At 37.9% G+C, this 18,633-nt stretch carries 21 protein-coding genes; all 21 read right to left on the reverse strand.

Annotated elements, in window-relative coordinates; all coding sequences use genetic code 11:
- Positions 1-177: 177 nt before the first annotated feature.
- Positions 178-582 (reverse strand): F0F1 ATP synthase subunit epsilon, encoded by a 405-nt coding sequence (locus ACFCT9_RS05855; protein WP_412521480.1) that lies wholly within the window; start codon positions 580-582, stop codon positions 178-180.
- A 19-nt stretch (positions 583-601) separates the two neighbouring features.
- The gene (gene atpD / locus ACFCT9_RS05860) at positions 602-2,017 is read right to left on the reverse strand and encodes a F0F1 ATP synthase subunit beta (RefSeq protein ID WP_412521481.1); all 1,416 of its coding nucleotides are present in this window, start codon (positions 2,015-2,017) and stop codon (positions 602-604) included.
- Positions 2,018-2,039: 22 nt separating this feature from the next.
- Entirely contained in the window at positions 2,040-2,903 is an 864-nt protein-coding gene (gene atpG / locus ACFCT9_RS05865; RefSeq protein WP_412521482.1) for an ATP synthase F1 subunit gamma, read from the reverse strand.
- Positions 2,904-2,936: 33 nt separating this feature from the next.
- Positions 2,937-4,448, reverse strand: a complete 1,512-nt coding sequence (gene atpA / locus ACFCT9_RS05870) for a F0F1 ATP synthase subunit alpha (RefSeq protein WP_412521483.1) — start codon at positions 4,446-4,448, stop codon at positions 2,937-2,939.
- A 22-nt stretch (positions 4,449-4,470) separates the two neighbouring features.
- Positions 4,471-5,010, reverse strand: a complete 540-nt coding sequence (locus ACFCT9_RS05875; RefSeq protein ID WP_412521484.1) for a F0F1 ATP synthase subunit delta — start codon at positions 5,008-5,010, stop codon at positions 4,471-4,473.
- Complete coding sequence (locus ACFCT9_RS05880) at positions 5,010-5,534, reverse strand: F0F1 ATP synthase subunit B (protein ID WP_412521485.1); 525 nt, start codon at positions 5,532-5,534, stop codon at positions 5,010-5,012. The genes ACFCT9_RS05875 and ACFCT9_RS05880 overlap by 1 nt, the downstream gene beginning before the upstream one ends.
- Positions 5,535-5,647: 113 nt before the next feature.
- Positions 5,648-5,860 carry a F0F1 ATP synthase subunit C gene (gene atpE / locus ACFCT9_RS05885; protein ID WP_105994330.1) on the reverse strand — a complete coding sequence of 71 codons (213 nt, stop codon included), beginning with the start codon at positions 5,858-5,860 and terminating at the stop codon, positions 5,648-5,650.
- Between the two features lie 49 nt (positions 5,861-5,909).
- Positions 5,910-6,635, reverse strand: coding sequence for a F0F1 ATP synthase subunit A (gene atpB / locus ACFCT9_RS05890; RefSeq protein WP_412521486.1), 726 nt, complete (start codon positions 6,633-6,635; stop codon positions 5,910-5,912).
- A 33-nt stretch (positions 6,636-6,668) separates the two neighbouring features.
- Positions 6,669-7,019 carry an ATP synthase subunit I gene (locus ACFCT9_RS05895; RefSeq protein WP_412521487.1) on the reverse strand — a complete coding sequence of 117 codons (351 nt, stop codon included), beginning with the start codon at positions 7,017-7,019 and terminating at the stop codon, positions 6,669-6,671.
- 160 nt (positions 7,020-7,179) lie between these two features.
- Positions 7,180-8,331, reverse strand: a complete 1,152-nt coding sequence (gene wecB, locus ACFCT9_RS05900; RefSeq protein ID WP_412521488.1) for a non-hydrolyzing UDP-N-acetylglucosamine 2-epimerase — start codon at positions 8,329-8,331, stop codon at positions 7,180-7,182.
- 141 nt (positions 8,332-8,472) lie between these two features.
- Positions 8,473-9,102 (reverse strand): uracil phosphoribosyltransferase, encoded by a 630-nt coding sequence (gene upp / locus ACFCT9_RS05905; protein ID WP_002481792.1) that lies wholly within the window; start codon positions 9,100-9,102, stop codon positions 8,473-8,475.
- Positions 9,103-9,123: 21 nt separating this feature from the next.
- Positions 9,124-10,362, reverse strand: a complete 1,239-nt coding sequence (gene glyA, locus ACFCT9_RS05910) for a serine hydroxymethyltransferase (RefSeq protein ID WP_412521489.1) — start codon at positions 10,360-10,362, stop codon at positions 9,124-9,126.
- Positions 10,363-10,387: 25 nt separating this feature from the next.
- The gene (locus ACFCT9_RS05915) at positions 10,388-10,915 is read right to left on the reverse strand and encodes a TIGR01440 family protein (protein ID WP_412521490.1); all 528 of its coding nucleotides are present in this window, start codon (positions 10,913-10,915) and stop codon (positions 10,388-10,390) included.
- 113 nt (positions 10,916-11,028) lie between these two features.
- On the reverse strand, positions 11,029-11,463 hold the full coding sequence (locus ACFCT9_RS05920; protein WP_412521491.1) for a low molecular weight protein arginine phosphatase: 435 nt from the start codon (positions 11,461-11,463) through the stop codon (positions 11,029-11,031).
- Entirely contained in the window at positions 11,460-12,503 is a 1,044-nt protein-coding gene (locus tag ACFCT9_RS05925; protein WP_412521492.1) for an L-threonylcarbamoyladenylate synthase, read from the reverse strand. The genes ACFCT9_RS05920 and ACFCT9_RS05925 overlap by 4 nt, the downstream gene beginning before the upstream one ends.
- Positions 12,504-12,611: 108 nt before the next feature.
- Entirely contained in the window at positions 12,612-13,451 is an 840-nt protein-coding gene (prmC, locus tag ACFCT9_RS05930) for a peptide chain release factor N(5)-glutamine methyltransferase (RefSeq protein WP_412521493.1), read from the reverse strand.
- Entirely contained in the window at positions 13,441-14,517 is a 1,077-nt protein-coding gene (prfA, locus tag ACFCT9_RS05935) for a peptide chain release factor 1 (RefSeq protein ID WP_412521494.1), read from the reverse strand. The genes prmC and prfA overlap by 11 nt, the downstream gene beginning before the upstream one ends.
- A 2-nt stretch (positions 14,518-14,519) precedes the next feature.
- Positions 14,520-15,119 (reverse strand): thymidine kinase, encoded by a 600-nt coding sequence (locus ACFCT9_RS05940; protein ID WP_412521495.1) that lies wholly within the window; start codon positions 15,117-15,119, stop codon positions 14,520-14,522.
- Positions 15,120-15,268: 149 nt separating this feature from the next.
- Complete coding sequence (locus ACFCT9_RS05945) at positions 15,269-15,529, reverse strand: type B 50S ribosomal protein L31 (protein WP_107606111.1); 261 nt, start codon at positions 15,527-15,529, stop codon at positions 15,269-15,271.
- Positions 15,530-15,661: 132 nt separating this feature from the next.
- Positions 15,662-16,978, reverse strand: a complete 1,317-nt coding sequence (rho, locus tag ACFCT9_RS05950; RefSeq protein WP_412521496.1) for a transcription termination factor Rho — start codon at positions 16,976-16,978, stop codon at positions 15,662-15,664.
- A 191-nt stretch (positions 16,979-17,169) separates the two neighbouring features.
- Positions 17,170-18,600, reverse strand: a complete 1,431-nt coding sequence (locus ACFCT9_RS05955; RefSeq protein ID WP_412521497.1) for an aldehyde dehydrogenase family protein — start codon at positions 18,598-18,600, stop codon at positions 17,170-17,172.
- Positions 18,601-18,633 lie beyond the last annotated feature (33 nt).

The following is an 18,633-nucleotide window of genomic DNA, read 5'->3' on the forward strand; positions in this document are numbered from 1 at the left end:
CGTCTCCTCAATTGTTTACTGTCTCATATTGTACATGAAATGAGCATAAAATCATACATTCTTACTTAGAAATTCAAAATCCTAATGTCCATTCATTCTTATATCTACCCTAATTTTAGGCATTAAAAAATAGGATATACCCCAAAGTGAGGTATATCCCATGCTTTATGGTTGTTATTATTTCATTTCCGAAACTTTAATGCGGTTTTCCGCACGTTCTAAAGCTCGTTCTGCTCTGTTAATGTCAGTATCTTCGTCATTGTTATTCAAATGTGATTCTGCTCTTTCTTTAGCCGATTTAGCACGTCTGATATCTATATCTTCAGCTTTTTCTGCTGTCTGTACAATAATTGATGTGCTTTCATGTCTGATTTCAACGAAACCATCACTGACCGCAATGAAATCAATCCCATCTGTATAATTTACTTTAACATAACCTGTTTTAATTGCTGTAACAGTTGGTAAATGGCCAGCCATTACACCAATGTCGCCTCCAACTGTCTGCAGAATCGCAATTTCAACATTATCTTGGTTATAAACAGAACCATTAGGAGTAACAATATTAACGTTCATTGTGTTCATTAAACTTTACCTCCTAATATTAAACTTCAACACCCATGTCTTTAGCTTTTTCTAATACATCGTCCATGCTGCCGACTAAACGGAATGCATCTTCAGGGATATGGTCGTATTTACCTTCAAGAATATCTTTGAAGTCTTCTACTGTACGCTTAACTGGTACATATGAACCTTTTTGACCAGTGAATTGTTCTGCCACGTGGAAGTTTTGAGATAAGAAGAATTGAATACGTCTTGCACGTTCAACTGTGCTCTTATCTTCATCTGATAATTCATCCATACCTAAGATTGCGATGATATCTTGTAATTCTCTGTATTTTTGTAATGTTGATTGTACACGACGCGCAACATCGTAATGTTCTTGACCTACGATGCTTGGTTCAAGTGCACGAGAAGTTGACGCTAATGGGTCAACGGCTGGGTAGATACCCATTTCTGTTAATTTACGCTCTAAGTTAGTTGTTGAGTCTAAGTGAGCGAAAGCTGTTGCTGGCGCTGGGTCAGTATAGTCATCGGCAGGTACGAATACCGCTTGGATAGACGTGATAGAACCTTTCATTGTAGAAGTGATACGTTCTTGTAATTGACCCATTTCTGTTGCCAATGTTGGTTGGTAACCAACGGCTGATGGCATACGGCCAAGCAATGCTGATACCTCAGAACCTGCTTGTGTAAAGCGGAAGATGTTATCGATGAATAAAAGAACGTCTTGTCCTTTAACATCACGGAAGTATTCAGCCATTGTTAAACCTGATAATGCTACACGCATACGTGCACCAGGCGGCTCGTTCATTTGTCCGAATACCATCGCTGTTTTCTTGATAACACCACTGTCGCTCATTTCGAAGTACAAGTCATTACCTTCACGTGTACGTTCACCTACACCAGCGAATACTGAAATACCGCCGTGTTCTTGCGCGATGTTATTGATTAATTCTTGGATTAATACGGTTTTACCTACACCGGCACCACCGAATAAACCAACTTTACCACCTTTGATATATGGTGCTAATAAGTCTACTACTTTGATACCAGTTTCAAGTAATTCAACTTTTGTTGATAATTCATCAAATTTAGGCGGTTGTCTATGAATTGGTTCACGTGGAACTGATTCAGCAATTGGTCCATCATTATCGATTGGATCACCTAAAACGTTAAATACTCTTCCTAACGTATCTTCACCGACAGGAACACTGATTGGACGACCAGTGTCTTTAACGTCGTCACCACGTTTAATTCCGTCTGTAGAGTCCATAGCGATTGTTCTAACAACATCGTCGCCTAATTCAAGTGCTACTTCTAATGTGAGAGATTCAGTCGTGCCATCTTTTTTAGGTACATCTAGCACTAATGCGTTATTAATCTTAGGCAGTTCATCATGATTGAATCTTACGTCAATAACTGGACCCATGATTTGTGTTACGCGGCCTACACCCATTCTTTTTTCCTCCTTTAATATACTATTCAAGAGCTGTTGCGCCACCGACAATCTCAGTAATTTGTTGTGTGATTGCTGCTTGACGTGCTCGGTTATATTCTAATGATAAATCGTCAATAAGGTCGCTCGCATTATCAGAAGCATTTTTCATGGCAGTCATTCTTGATGCGTGCTCGCTGGCTTTCGCATTTAGAATTGAGCCGTAAATTAAGCTTTCTACATATTGCGGCAAAATAATATTTAAAATTGATTCTTTATCTGGTTCGAATTCATATGAAGACATTTGTCCATGTCCTGAACTTGTATCTTCTTCTGCTAATGGTAATACTCTTCTTGCAGTCGGTTTGTTTTCAAGAACGTTGACGAATTTGTTGTAATAAATTTCCAACTCATCAATATCACCGTCGCTGTAGAAGTCGATTGCTTTCTTCGTTACAGAAGAAATATCTTTGTATGTCGGTTGATCTGGAACATCCGGCAATGCAAAGTCAATTTTATAGTTTCTGTTTTTAAAGAAATCGATACCTACTTTACCAAGAACGAGTAATTTATAATCGTTTTGACCTTCACCACGCGCTTCGATATCTTGTACGACTTTCTTCAAGATATTTGCGTTATACGCACCTGCTAATCCACGGTCACTTGAAATAACTAAGTAGCCGCGTTTTTTAACTGGACGTTTCTTCAGCATCGGATGATTAGAAGTCGTTTGGCCTGCAACTGCTGTAATCGCATTTTGCATTTTTTCCATATAAGGTTTGAACTGGTTCGTGTTGCGTTGCGCTCTGTTGAGCTTAGAACTCGCTACCATGTTCATCGCTTTGGTAATTTGATTCATTTTTTTCGTCGACTTGATTCTTGAATCAATATCCTTTAGAGATCCCATTATTTCACCACCTTATTTATACTTCGCTTCATCTTACTCTTCAGAAATGCTGAAACTACGTTTGAAGTTTTCAATTGCGCTGTTCATTTTTTCTTTGTCAGGTAAAGTACCTTTTGTTTTGATTTCATCTAAGATTTCTGGCGCATTGTTTTTAGTCCAGCTGATGATTTCTGCTTCAAAACGTTGAACGTCTTGAACTGGAATATCATCTAAGAAACCGTTAACTAATGCGTAGATGATCAATACTTCGTTTTGAACTGGTAATGGTTCGCCTTGTCCTTGCTTAAGAACTTCAACTGTACGTTTACCACGTTCTAATTTTCTTGCTGTGAATTCATCTAAGTCTGAACCGAATTGCGCGAATGATTCTAACTCACGGTATGAAGCTAAGTCTAAACGTAAAGTACCCGCAACTTTTTTCATTGCTTTAATTTGTGCTGAACCACCTACACGAGATACTGAGAATCCGGCGTTAATCGCTGGACGTACCCCTGAGAAGAACAAGTCTGATTCTAAGAAGATTTGTCCATCAGTGATTGAGATTACGTTTGTTGGAACATAAGCAGAGATATCTCCGGCTTGTGTTTCAATGATAGGTAATGCAGTAATTGAACCGCCACCTAATTCATCGTTCAATTTAGCTGCACGTTCTAATAATCTACTATGTAGATAGAAAACGTCACCTGGGTATGCTTCACGACCTGGTGGTCTGCGAAGTAATAATGAAAGTTCACGGTAAGCTGCTGCTTGTTTAGTTAAATCATCATAAACGATTAACACTTGTTTACCGTCGAACATGAATTCTTCACCCATTGCTACACCTGCATATGGCGCAATGTATAATAATGGAGCTGGGTCAGCTGCTGATGCAGTTACAACGATTGTGTAATCTAATGCACCATGCTGTCTTAATTTTTCAACAGTCGCACGTACTGTTGATTCTTTTTGACCAATCGCTACATAGATACAAATCATGTCTTGATCCGCTTGGTTCAAGATTGTATCAATCGCAATTGTAGTTTTACCAGTTTGACGGTCACCAATGATTAACTCACGTTGACCACGACCGATTGGTACTAATGCGTCAATCGCTTTAATACCTGTTTGTAATGGTTCGTCAACTGATTTTCTTGCCATAACGCCTGTTGCTTTTTCTTCAACTGGACGTGTTTTATGTGTTTCAATTGGACCTTGTCCATCAAGTGGTTGACCTAATGGGTTCACGACGCGACCGATTAATTCTTCACCTACAGGCACCTCCATGATACGTCCTGTACGTTTAACTTCGTCGCCCTCTTTAATGTCAGTGTATGGTCCTAAAATTACAATACCGACGTTTGATTCTTCTAGGTTTTGAGCTAGTCCAAGCACACCATTATGGAATTCTACTAACTCCCCAGCCATAACGTCGTTTAATCCGTGAACTAATGCAATACCGTCACCAATCTGAATTACTGTACCAACATCAGTAACAGACATCTCTGACTCATAATTTTCAATTTGTGAGCGAAGTAATGCACTAATCTCTTCAGCTTTTATGGCCATCTATGTCACTCCTCTATAATTATTATTTCGTTCTAGTAAATCTTCTCTCTAAATTAATAAGATCGTTTTGAATACTGCCATCGTATACTTTAGTTCCTACAGTTGTTCTCAAACCGCCAATAAGTGCTGGATTGATTTTGTTTGTAAGAATGACTTTTTCAAGTCCAGTACGTTGAATTAAAGACTCCCCTACTTTATCCAGTTCTTCTGGAGAAAGCTCATATACAGACTCAACCGTTGCAAAGTCTTGATTATAATGTTGATTGTATAAACCTTGGAATGCAGTGAATACTTCAGAAATAATCGCAAGGTTACGATTTTCTGCTAAAACATGTAGCATGTTTTTCAAGTACACATTGATATCTTTAAAGATTGAATCAACAAAAGCTTTGCGGTCTTGTGCAATATTCTTTGGATCTTCATCGAAAGATTTTAATTTCTCTTTATAAGGAATTACTGCTTCATCAATAACAGCAAATTCATCGTACATTAAGTCTAAAACATCTTTATCGAGTGACGTTTCATACAGTGCTTGGGCATATTTTTTAGCAACATTTGCCATTATTTATCCCCTACCTCTTTAATGTACTTGTCGATCAAGTCTTTTTGATCTTGTTCTGAGATATCTTTTTGTAAAATTTTAGACGCAATCAGAACTGATAGTTTAGAAACTTCATCGTTGATTTCAGAGATTGCACGTTCTTTTTGGCTATTGATTTCACTTTGTGCAGTTTCAATCATGCCGTTAGCACGTACATTTGCTTCGTGAATGATTTGTTCGTGTTGATCACGTGCTTGAACTTTTGCTTCTTCTAAGATTTTTTGAACCTCTTCTTGAGTTTCTCTTAGTGTTTGTTTATTTCGTTCTTCTAATTTTTGAGCATTAATTTTAGCTTGTTCTGCATCATCGATATCTTTGTTGATATCACGTTCACGTTTATCCATGACTTGTTTCAATGGACCCCATGCGAACTTTTTAAGCAATGCTAAAAGGATTAAGAAAGTAATCAATGTTACTAATGCTGAACCCCATTCAACACCGCCGCCTGCAGCACCTAAAACTAATGTGTTTGTAGTCGCAGTCACAGTACTTGGACACTCCTTTCATTCAAAGTCCTCTATTGGCTCTTACGATAGTTGTTTACGAAAGAAATGGCGAGAGTCGATATGAGACTTCGCCGCTTGTATCGATGTATAAATTACATGAATAAGACGATGAATGAGATTACAAGACCAAGGATAGGTAATGCCTCAACTAAACCGATACCGATGAACATGATTGACATTAATTGTCCACGTGCTTCTGGTTGACGTGCTACACCTTCAACTGTTCTAGATACAATAAGACCGTTACCAATACCTGCACCAAGTGCTGATAAACCAATTGCGATTGCCGCTGCGATTAAATTCATATTAAAAAATCCTCCTAAATATTTTTATAAAATTTTTAAATTGGAAAAACTAGTGGTCGTCCGCAACTTTGTGGGACATGTATACCATGAATAACATGATAAAGATATACGCTTGGATTGTACCGATGAAAATCGAGAATCCCTGCCAAGCTATCAAGCCTGGAATACCGACAATCCATCCCCAAGCCGCATTACCTATGATTAATGATGATAATAAACCGATTAAAATTTCACCAGCGTAAATATTACCATATAAACGTAGGCCAAGTGTCAATGTATTTGTAAATTCTTCAAATATATTGACAGGTGTTAGTGCTAAGAAAGGCTGAGCATAATTTTTGAAGTAACCTTTTGCTCCGCGTAACTTAATACCATAATAATGCGTTAATAAAATCATCAACGTTGCCAAAGTCAGAGTAACTGTCGCATCAGCTGTCGGTGATTTCCACCAAAGCGTATGGTCGATGACTATCGCGAATGGCAGACCCAACATGTTACCAACAAAGATAAACATAATTAATGTAACTGCCAAGAAGTGGAACTGACCGCCATGTTTCCATGCAAGGTTACTCTCGATGATGCCTCTGACAAAGTCAAAGATCCATTCGATGAAGTTCTGTTTGCCTGTCGGTCGTTTCTGTAAGTTACGTGTACAAGCAATGGCTATCACTAAAACAATAATCGCTGTAATAATTACCATTAAAATACTAGCCAAGTTGAATTTGAGATCCAAACCAAATAGCTCCCATGTAACTACAGGGCTTTTATGTTGCATATAATACTCACCTCTTTCATTCGTTGATTTGTATTACATTTTGTGAAGAAATGGTCGAAAAATGATTAATAAGTATGAAATCATTAAACCAATCATTACACCAATAATATTCACTTGGTTTTTGAAATAAACCCAGACAATACAAGCAGCAAGTGCCACTAAAAAGCGCCATATTCCACCTGTAGATATCTGAGACGTTTCTTTTTTCTGCGCCTGAAATAAATATAATTCAAAGATGTATGTATTGATCAAGGAACCAAATGAACCAATGATAAGACCAATAATGAAAGGCTTTGGTATGAAAAATGCAATTACAACCAAGGCTAACAACCAATAAATGTAATATTGAAGATATTGCTTAAAAATTAAGTTGAACTGTTTCATTTATTGTGCCTCATTTCACATGGAGATACGAATCATTTGTAAACCATTTCATCCATACATTTTTAATCATAATATAGCAATGGAACGCGTGTCAATTACATTCAAAATATGCAATTCTAATGAGTTGTTTTTGTCACAAATTAGACACATTTTTAACGAATCATTCACAATTGTCTTTATTTTCATTAAAATCATCCGGTTTTTCGTTAATAATATTAAAATAATACTTAATATTGTCACAAATACGTTCGGATGCTTTGCCATCACCATAAGGATTGGCTGTTTCACTCATTTGTTTATAACGCGTTGCATCTGTTAATAATAAATCCGCTTCTCGGTACACATTTTCTTCATCCGTTCCAGTCAATTTTAAAGTACCCGCTTCTACTCCTTCAGGTCGTTCTGTCGTATCTCGTAAAACTAAGACCGGTTTGCCTAAAGAAGGTGCTTCTTCTTGAATGCCGCCAGAATCAGTTAAAATTAAATACGATTGATGTGCAAAGTTATGAAAATCAACTACATCTAACGGTTCGATTAATTCAATACGCGCATGATGACTGAGATATTGCTGCGCAATTTCACGTACTTTAGGGTTCTTATGCATTGGATAAACCAGCACAACATCTTCATGTGCTTCTACTAATCTGCGTGCCGCTCTAAAAATATGTGCCATCGGTTCGCCTAAATTTTCTCTGCGATGTGCTGTCAGTAAGATTACACGTTTGCCTTTATGACGATTCATTACTTCGGAATAGTAATCATCTCGAATAGTAGTATGCATCGCATCGATTGCTGTGTTGCCTGTAATGACGACTTTGGAATTTGGTATATTTTCTTTTATAAGATTTGCCTTTGCCGCTTTAGTGGGAGCAAAATGAATATCTGCTAAACAGCTGATCATTTGACGGTTCATCTCTTCTGGATAAGGTGAATACTTATTCCATGTTCTTAATCCAGCTTCTACATGGCCAATTGCCACTTGATTGTAAAATGCAGCTAATCCTGCAGCAAATGCCGTCATAGTATCACCATGAACTAAAATCATGTCTGGCTTTTCTTGTTGAATCACAGTCTCCAAACCTTTTAATACTCTAGAAGTAATATCCGATAAAGTCTGACCTGCTTTCATAATATTTAGATCATAGTCAGGTTGAATATCGAACGTTTCTAATACAGCATCCAACATTTCCCTATGCTGTGCCGTAACGACCACCACAGGTTCTAATGTTTCTTCTTGTTTTAAATGATTGACTAAGGGTGCCATTTTGATGGCTTCAGGTCGTGTGCCGAAGATTGTCATTATTTTCTTCAAGTCAATGTGCCTCCTATACAGAGAAAGAGTATGCAATGTTCGTTCATCTACGCTAAACAATTTGCATACTCTTATATCTATTTATCTCTTATTTCCATTTAAAGCATGCACATGGATTAACATGTGTGACTGCTGAAATTCTTATTTAGTCCCGAATAAACGGTCTCCAGCATCACCTAAACCTGGGATGATATATGCTTTATCATTCAGTTTTTCATCAAGTGCAGCAATATAAATATCTACATCTGGATGTGCTTCTTGAAGTAATTCCACACCTTCAGGCGCAGCAATCAAGCACATAAAGCGGATATGTTTTGCTCCGCGATTTTTCAATGAATTGATTGCTTCGATTGCTGAAGCGCCTGTTGCTAACATTGGATCTACGACAATAATTTGTCTTTCCTCGATATCTTGAGGTAATTTAACAAAGTATTCTACGGCTTCTAACGTTTCTGGATCACGATATAAACCAACATGTCCAACGCGTGCTGCAGGAATTAAGCTTAAGACACCTTGTGTCATACCTAAACCAGCTCTAAGAATCGGTACAAAAGCTAATTTTTTACCTGAAAGTCTTTTTGCTACTGTTTTAGTTACAGGTGTTTCAATTTCAACATCTTGAAGTTCCAAATCTCTTGTCACTTCATATGCCATCAACATACCGACTTCGTCTACTAACTCTCTGAATTCTTTTGTTCCAGTGTGGACGTCACGGATGTAACTTAATTTGTGTTGAATTAACGGATGATCAAATACATGTACTTTTCCCATAAAGGAATAGCCTCCTAGCTCTTATTTATATAATGGATGTTTTGAAGTCAATGCTTGAACACGCTCTGAAGCTTCTTTTAGTTTCGCTTCATCTTTAGGATTTTGAACAACAAGGCTGATAATTTTACCGACTTCTTCAAAATCTTTTTCATCGAATCCGCGAGTTGTTGCAGCTGGTGTACCTAAACGTAAACCACTAGTTACAAATGGTTTTTCTTGGTCAAATGGAATTGTGTTTTTGTTACAAGTAATACCGACTTCGTCTAAAGCTTCTTCCGCTTCTTTACCTGTAATACCAAATGAACCTTTCACATCAACCGCTACTAAGTGGTTTTCTGTACCGCCAGAAACAACTCTGAAGCCTTCTTTGATTAATGTGTCCGCTAATGCTTTCGCATTTTTGATGACTTGTTGTTGATAAACTTTGAACTCAGGTTGCAATGCTTCACCGAATGCTACTGCTTTCGCTGCAATAACGTGTTCTAAAGGTCCGCCTTGAATACCTGGGAAAATTGTTTTATCAATTTGTTTCGCATATTCTTTTTTAGTAAGAATCATACCGCCACGAGGGCCTCTTAATGTTTTATGCGTAGTAGTTGTCACAAAGTCAGCATAGTCTACTGGGTTTTGATGTAAGCCAGCAGCAACTAAACCAGCGATATGTGCCATATCTACCATTAATTTAGCACCGACTTCATCAGCAATTTCTTTGAATTTCTTGAAGTCGATTTCTCTTGGGTAAGCTGATGCACCCGCAACGATTAATTTAGGTTTGTTTTCTTTCGCAAGTCGACGTACCTCTTCATAATCGATGCGTTCTGTTTCTTTATCTACACCATATTCGACAAAGTTATAAAACTGTCCGCTGAAGTTGACTTTAGCGCCGTGTGTCAAGTGACCGCCATGACTTAAGTTCATACCTAATACAGTGTCACCGTATTCTAATGCAACTAAATAAACTGCCATATTTGCTTGTGAACCTGAGTGCGGTTGTACGTTAACGTGTTCTGCACCAAATAATTCTTTGGCACGTTCGATTGCTAATGTTTCTGTGACATCTACAAATTGGCAGCCGCCATAGTAACGGCGTCCTGGGTAACCTTCAGCATACTTGTTAGTCAATACTGAACCTTGTGCTTCCATAACTGCTTCTGACACAAAGTTTTCTGATGCGATTAATTCAATGTTGTTATTCTGACGATTGTATTCGTTTTGAATAGCTTCAAATACTGCTTTGTCTTCCTTTTCGATAAATGACATGACATCATTCCCCCAATTCATTTAGTTATAAAGTATAGTGAGCACGTTCGCCGCCGATCAACTTAGGTCTGGAAGTCGCAAGTGTCACCACCGCATCCCCGACACGCTTCACTGATGTACGTACAGGTACAGCAACATGTTTGATATGCATGCCGATCATTGTTTGACCGATATCAATACCGCAATCAGCAGTGATATGTTCAACAACCATCGGATTGTCTAAATGACGGTATGCATAAGTCGACATACTGCCGCCAGCATGCGTTGCGGGCACAACTGTAACTTCTTCCATAGTTAGTGGATTGAAATGTTCTCTTTCGATAGTAATTGCCCTATTGATATGCTCACAACCTTGAAACGCGAAAATGACACCTGTCTCTTTACGGATTTCTGTCAAAGCATCAAAGATTTCCTGCGCAACTTCCATTGAACCGACTGAACCAATACGTTCGCCGATGACCTCAGATGTTGAACAACCAATGATACAAATTTCTCCAGGTTTGAAGAAATTTTGTTCTTTCAATTCATTCAGCAACAACTTCAAATTTTCCATTTAATTCCACCCCTTTGTAAACTCATCTTAAGCGATAACAGGGAAGTTCTCGCTTATGTAAGCAAACAATGCTATATAGTTGCTATTATAACGCATTTAATGCTCAACTCATACTAATTATTCACATCTTTTTCCAATCTCAACTTCACTTCGTTTAATAAGTAATTCAACTCATTATAAATTTTTTCATATTGTTCGAGGTCGCCGCCATAAGGATCTGAAACTTCACCCGTTTGTCCTGCAAACGCATAAAGCGAATATACCGGCAATGGTTGCGCATACATCATTTCCAATTGCTGCTTATGTCCTTCAGTCATTGTCAAAATCAAATCGGCATCTAAGTCGCTTTCAGAGAACTGACAGGCATTAGTTGGAGCACCCAAATTTTTTTCTTCTAAAATCGTTTGTGTATGCTCAGCTGCTGTCTGACCATTCATCGCAAACAAACCTCTTGAATAAAAATTATGTTCTGGCATTAATACTTTCGCAATACTTTCAGCCATTGGACTGCGACATGTATTACCTGTACAAACAAAGATTATTTTCACAGTTCATCCGCTCCTATTTGTTGATTGCCCGTTGCTTTTTCTAAACGATTTAAGAAAGCTGTACTTTCATCCGAAGGTTCAAAGCGATAAATATAACCTTGTTCAATCGATGCCTGTGTATCCAGTTCATGCAGAATTTGATACAACAGGTGATTCGCAGATTTTAAATCAGTGACATCTTCACCCAGTTCACGATACATTGCATCTGTCGGCACATATGCTTTCAAAGATTTAGGCACCGCAAATAACGTATGAGACCAATCTTTATCCTCTGAAATCGGCTGAGTCAAATCTGTCAACATTGCCACAGGTGTTTTAGGTGAATAGTGTTTATATTTCATGCCTGGCGCAATCGGTTTATCGGTATTTAATTGTGCATTATGTTCTACTGAACCTGGTAAGACAGCGTCAATCATCTCTTCGGTAATGGCGCCTGGTCTTGCGATTCTAAACGGATATTGTGTACAGTCAAGTACCGTACTCTCTAACCCTTCTTCGCTTTGGTCACCATTGACTATGCCTTCTACCCGTCCGTCCATATCATTAAAGACATGAGAGAAAGTTGTAGGTGAAGGTCTGCCGCTGATATTAGCACTGGGTGCCGCAATCGGTAAGTTACTGTGTCGCAAAATTGCACGTCCAATGGGATGACTTGGCATTCTTACCGCAATGGATTCAAGTCCGCCAGAGACACGTTCACATAAATAGCCTGGTTTCAGCGGTAAAATAAAGGAAATCGGTCCAGGCCAAAAGGCATCCATTAATTGTTCCACTTCTGTTGAATATGAAGCGACAAAATCATCTAATTGGTGCTTGTCATGAATATGGATAATCAATGGGTTATCAGAAGGACGCCCTTTCGCTTCGTAAATTCGACGTACGGCTTGATCATTTCGTGCGTCGGCTCCTAATCCGTATACGGTTTCTGTCGGGATTGCGACTAAACCGCCCGCATGATAAATCTCACTGATTTCTGTTAATGCACGTTGACCTTGTTCTGTCTGTAATTGGTTACGTAAATCCCATGTTTTTGTCATCATTTTTTCGCTGCACGTCCTTTCAAATTAATTGTAAAACAAAATAAGAAGTTATGCGAGAACAGGGAACATACCATTCCCCTTCTTCTCCCATAACTTCTCATGCGTTGTTTATTCTGACCATTTAAATGCGACAATGCGGTCATTTTGATTGATATCCGCAATCACATCCACTTTAAGTTGCGGATACATCGTTTCAATCATCTGTTTTAATACTGCCCCTTGATTATAACCAATTTCAAATACAACCAGTGCTTGATCGTTTAATACTTGCGGTAGTTTCTCAACAATGGCACGATAAATAGCCAACCCATGTTCTTTCGCAAATAAAGCTTGATGCGGTTCATAATCTAGCACGGTATCAGTCATGTCAACAGATTCACTTTCATCGATATAAGGCGGATTGGATATCAATCCATCTAGTCGAATCCCTTGTTCAATATAAGGTTCTAAATCACTGCCTTGCATCAATGTTATTTCTGTTTGATGTAGCTTCGCATTTGATTGAGCAATCTCTAAAGGGCCTTCATATAAGTCAGATGCATATACTTTCAAACTCGGCTCTAAGCGTTTCAACATCACCGCTAAAATACCGCTTCCTGTCCCGATATCTGCCACAACACTCTGTTTAGGCAGACGTTCTAAAAAGTACATGAGCACTTCTTCCGTTTCAGGTCTCGGTATCAAGCAGCGTTCGTCGACATTAAACTTTTCCCCTAAGAAACTTTGAAAGCCAGTAATGTATTGAATCGGTTCCCCTGTCAACATACGTGCAACCGCTTGTTGATATAGCTGTTCATGTTGCGTTGTCATTTCATCTTGCATATGCAGTACATAATCTGTCAACGACCAATCCAATAAATCCAATAACAGCCATTCAGCACGTTTTGGCTCATAACCTTTAGCTGTCGCTTGTTGTGCGGCTGCTTGAACTGCTTCTTTATAATTCAACGTTGTTCAATTCTTTCAATTTCTCAGTCTGTTCTGACATCGTTAATGCATCAATAATTTCATCTAACTTACCTTCGATGATCTGATCTAATTTTTGAATCGTTAAACCGATACGATGATCTGTAACACGGTTTTGCGGATAGTTGTACGTACGAATACGTTCAGAACGGTCCCCAGTACCGACTGCTGATTTTCTTTCAGATGCATATTTTTCTTGTTCTTCTTGTAATTTCATATCGTATACACGTGCTTTTAACACTTTTAATGCTTTTTCACGGTTTTGAATTTGTGATTTTTCTGATGATGTTGCGACAATTCCTGTTGGCAAGTGCGTAATACGTACGGCTGAGTCCGTCGTATTAACGTGCTGACCACCTGAACCGCTTGAACGATATGTTTCAATTTTCAAGTCTTCATTTCTAATCTCAATTTCAACATCTTCCGCTTCAGGTAACACCGCTACAGTAGCTGTGGATGTATGAATACGGCCGCCTGATTCTGTTTCTGGTACACGTTGAACACGGTGTGCACCATTTTCATATTTCAACTTAGAATATGCACCTTGACCATTGATAATAAAGCTGATTTCTTTGAAACCGCCATGGTCACTGTCATTCATTTCAATGACTTCCGTTTTATAACCTAACGCTTCACTGTAACGTGAATACATACGGTATAAGTCACCCGCAAAAATAGCTGCTTCATCTCCGCCTGCTGCTGCACGGATTTCAACCACAACGTTTTTGTCATCATTCGGGTCTTTAGGAATCAGTAGGAATTTTAATTGTTCTTCTAATTCAGGTAATGTGTTTTTTAATTCGCTGATATCTGATTTCAACATATCGACTTCTTCTTTGTCTGTTGTTTCATCCAGCATTTCATTCATTTCTTCAATATCTTCTTTATTTTGTTTATACTCACGATAAACATCTACTGTTTTCTGTAAATCAGATTGTTCTTTAGAGTATTCACGCAGTTTGTCAGAATCACTGACTACATCTGGATCACTCAGTAATTCATTCAATTGTTCATAGCGTTCTTCAACAATGTCTAATTGATCAAACATGATTATAACTCCTCCTTCTCAGTCTCACTTGGTGCAACAATATGATGTGCACGACATCTTGGTTCATAGCTTTCATCTGCACCGACCATAATAATCGGATCGTCTGCTTTGGCAGGTCTGCCATTAATCAAACGTTGCGTTCTGCTTGCAGGTGCACCACAAACCGCACAAACAGCTTGAAGTTTTGTGACAAGTTCACTGACTGCCATTAATTGCGGCATGGGTTCAAAGGGTTCACCTCTGAAATCCATATCTAATCCAGCGACAATCACACGGTGACCTTGTTCAGCCAATTCTTGAGCTATGTCTACTACTGCATGTTCAAAGAATTGCACTTCATCAATACCGATGACATCTACGCCTGTTAAGTCTGTTTCAAAGATTTCTTCTGCTACTTTAATTGTAATGGCTTCTATCGCATTTCCATTATGCGATACCACTTTTTCTTTATGGTAACGATTATCTATTGCAGGTTTAAATACAACGACTTTCTGTTTTGCATACATGCCGCGTTTTAATCTGCGGATTAATTCTTCAGATTTGCCGCTGAACATGCTGCCGGTAATACATTCAATCCAGCCGGAATGATAAGTTTCATACATTATGCTTTTCCTTCCTTTTCAAAACAAAATCATCTCATTATATCATATTTTTAATTTTGACAGAGAAATAACCGCAAGAAAATCTGAATAAATTCAGATAAAAAAGAAAAAACTCCCGCTTCAAAAGCGAGAGTAAAATACATTCAATATTATTGATTGTTGTTTGATTTAAGACCGAATTTTTTGTTGAATCGTTCAACACGGCCATCCGCTGCTGCGAATTTTTGACGACCTGTGTAGAATGGATGTGAGTCAGATGAAATATCTAAACGAATTACTGGATATTCATTTCCATCTTCCCATTCCATTGTTTCTGATGATGATTTAGTTGAACCACTTAAGAATTTGTAATTAGTAGTAGTATCTAAGAAAATTACTTTGTGGTATTCAGGATGGATTCCTTGTCTCATTATTATTTTCAGCTCCTTTGCCCTGAACCATCTGGAACAGAGTTATTTGTGAGTTTTTACCCAATACTTAGTAATTATAATTGTTACCAGAATAAATTGCAACCCATTCTGGCAGACAAATCAAATTTATATTTAAATGATTGGTTTGCCTGTACGCTTGCTGTCTTCTGCAGCTTTTTGTAATTGTTGGAAGAATTCTTCATTATTTTTCGAACGTTTTAATTTTCTGATGAAACGTTCTGTAAAGTCTGTTGAATCTGTAAACATGTTACGTAATTGCCATAAGCTTTCTAAATCTTTCTTATCTACCAGCAATTCCTCTTTACGTGTTGAACTTCGACCGATATCAATCGCAGGGAAGACACGTCTCTCTGCCAGTTTGCGATCTAAGTGCAATTCCATGTTACCTGTACCTTTGAACTCTTCATAAATTAAATCGTCCATTCTAGAACCTGTATCGATTAAGGCAGTTGCTAAAATCGTTAAACTGCCGCCCGCTTCAATATTTCTCGCTGCACCAAAGAAATGTTTTGGTTTATGCAATGAAGCTGGATCTAAACCACCTGATAATGTACGTCCGCTTGGTGGAATAACCAAGTTATAGGCACGCGCTAAACGTGTGATAGAGTCCATTAAAATAATGACATCTTCACCAATTTCAACTAAACGTTTCGCACGTTCTAATAACAATTCAGCGACTTTAACATGATGTTCTGGCGGCTCATCAAATGTAGAATGAACTACTTCTGCATCTTCACTGGAACGTTCAATATCTGTAACCTCTTCAGGTCGTTCTCCAACTAATAAAATGAACAATTTAGCTTCTGGTTTATTTGCTGTGATAGCATTCGCGATTTCTTTAAGTAATGTTGTTTTACCCGCTTTAGGCGGTGCAACGATTAAACCACGTTGGCCTAAACCAATGGGTGATACTAAGTCCATAATACGCGTTGAATAATTTGTTGATTTTGTTTCTAATCGAATACGTTCATCAGGATATAGTGGTGTAAGTGCTTGGAAGTGAGGACGTTTTTTGACTTCTTCTGCATTGTGATCATTAACGAAGTCAACTTGAAGTAAACCATAATATTTCTCATTATCTTTTGGCTTTCTAACTTTACCTGTAACCTTATCCCCTCGTTTGATTTCAAAGCGGCGGATTTGGCTCGCAGAAATATAAATATCTTTTTCGCCCTTGGAATAGTTGACTGTTCTTAAAAATCCGTAACCATCTGGTTGGATATCATCTAAGATACCTTCCATATAATAGTTGCCGTCTTTTTCCATTTGAGCTTCCATGATAGCTAAAACTAATTCTTTTTTATTAAGTTTGCTGTAGTTTGTCAGTTTAAGAGATTTTGCTTTTTGAGTTAGCGCTTTAGTAGTGTTGTTCTTATAAAGTTCGTGGAAAGACTCGTATTGAGGAGATGTACGTTCTCTTTCAGGCATGTTTGACACTCATTTCATTTTAATTTTACGTATTTACTTATTATAAAGTATTTTTCATAAGATAACCATAGCAAATTTCCATTTTAATTACAAAAACAATCATTGGTCTAGCGTTAACAATTGCGTATAATTAACTAATTCTTCATTAAAAAAGCTGGACACTTTCGTGCCCAGCAAATAGTATTCAAAGGTTATTCATTATAGTAACCTGCGATTGATTTAATTTCTAAGAATTCTTCAATACCATAGTCTCCCCATTCTCTGCCGATACCTGATTGTTTATATCCGCCGAATGGTAAATCTGGTTTGCGTCCTGCTTCATTAATCTCAATTGTTCCTGCTTCAACTTCACGTGCTACTTTGCGTAAAGTATTCAAGTCTTTACCATACACATAGCCAGCAAGACCATATTTCGTTTCATTCGCAATTTCAATTGCTTCTTTTAAGTCTTTGTAAGTGATAATTGACATTACAGGACCAAAGATTTCTTCTTGTGCGATTGTCATGTGATTATCAACATTGGCAAAGATTGTTGGTTTTGCGAAGTAACCTTTGTCTAAGCCTTCAGGTTTACCGACACCGCCAAGAACTAATTCAGCGCCTTCATCAATCCCTTTTTGAATATAATCTTCAACTTGATCGAATTGTTTTTCACTGATAATTGGACCCATTTGAACACCTTCTTCTCTTGGGTCACCTACTTTAACTTGGCTCATTTTTTCTTTTGCTGCCTTGATAAAATCATCTTTCATTGATTCAGGAACAATCGTTCTTGTACCTGCAGTACAAACTTGGCCTGTATTGTTATAAACTTTGCCGACTGCAGCTTCAGCAGCTTCTTCTACATCTGCATCATCTAAAATGATATAAGGTGATTTACCACCCAGTTCAAGTGATACTTTTTTGAAGTCTTGTGATGCTTTTTCCATAATTTTAGAACCTGTACGTCCTGAACCTGTAAATGACATCATTCGTACATCCGGATGTTCACTGAGTGGGTTACCGACACCTTCACCGTCACCATTCACTAAGTTGAATACACCTTTAGGTACGCCAACTTTATCAAAGATTTCAGCTAAGATAATTGCTGCATAAGGTGTTAATTCTGAAGGTTTTAATACGACTGGACTACCTGCCGCAAATGCAGCTGCTAGTTTTAATGAAGTTTGGTTTGTTGGGAAGTTCCATGGTGTGATTAATCCTGCAACACCAATACCTTCTTTCACAACCAAGTCATTACCGCGTCGTTCTTCAAATTGGAAATTATCTAAAGCATCTCTCGCTTCAGTGAAGTGATTTAAGCCCATTTGGTAATGAACTTTTTCTGATTTTTCAAGCGGTGAACCTAGTTCATCCGTAATTGCTTCAATAATATCTTGTTTTCTGTTTTCATACTCTTTAACAATCTTATCGAGTAAATCTCTTCTATATTCTACACTGCTGTGACGGAATTCAATATAAACATCTTTTGCAGCTTGAACTGCTTTATCTACGTCTTCTTTATTACCTTTCGCAACTTGACCGAGTACTTCTTCAGTTGCTGGATTGATGACATCGATTGTTTCGCCACTTGCACTATCAACCCATTGACCATTGATATATTGCTTAGTTTGAATTCTCAATTCAGTCACTCCTTAGTTTTAAGTCTTATTGTA

Origin of the sequence: Staphylococcus simulans, from assembly GCF_047037175.1 — a bacterium.
Lineage (GTDB): Bacteria > Bacillota > Bacilli > Staphylococcales > Staphylococcaceae > Staphylococcus > Staphylococcus simulans_C.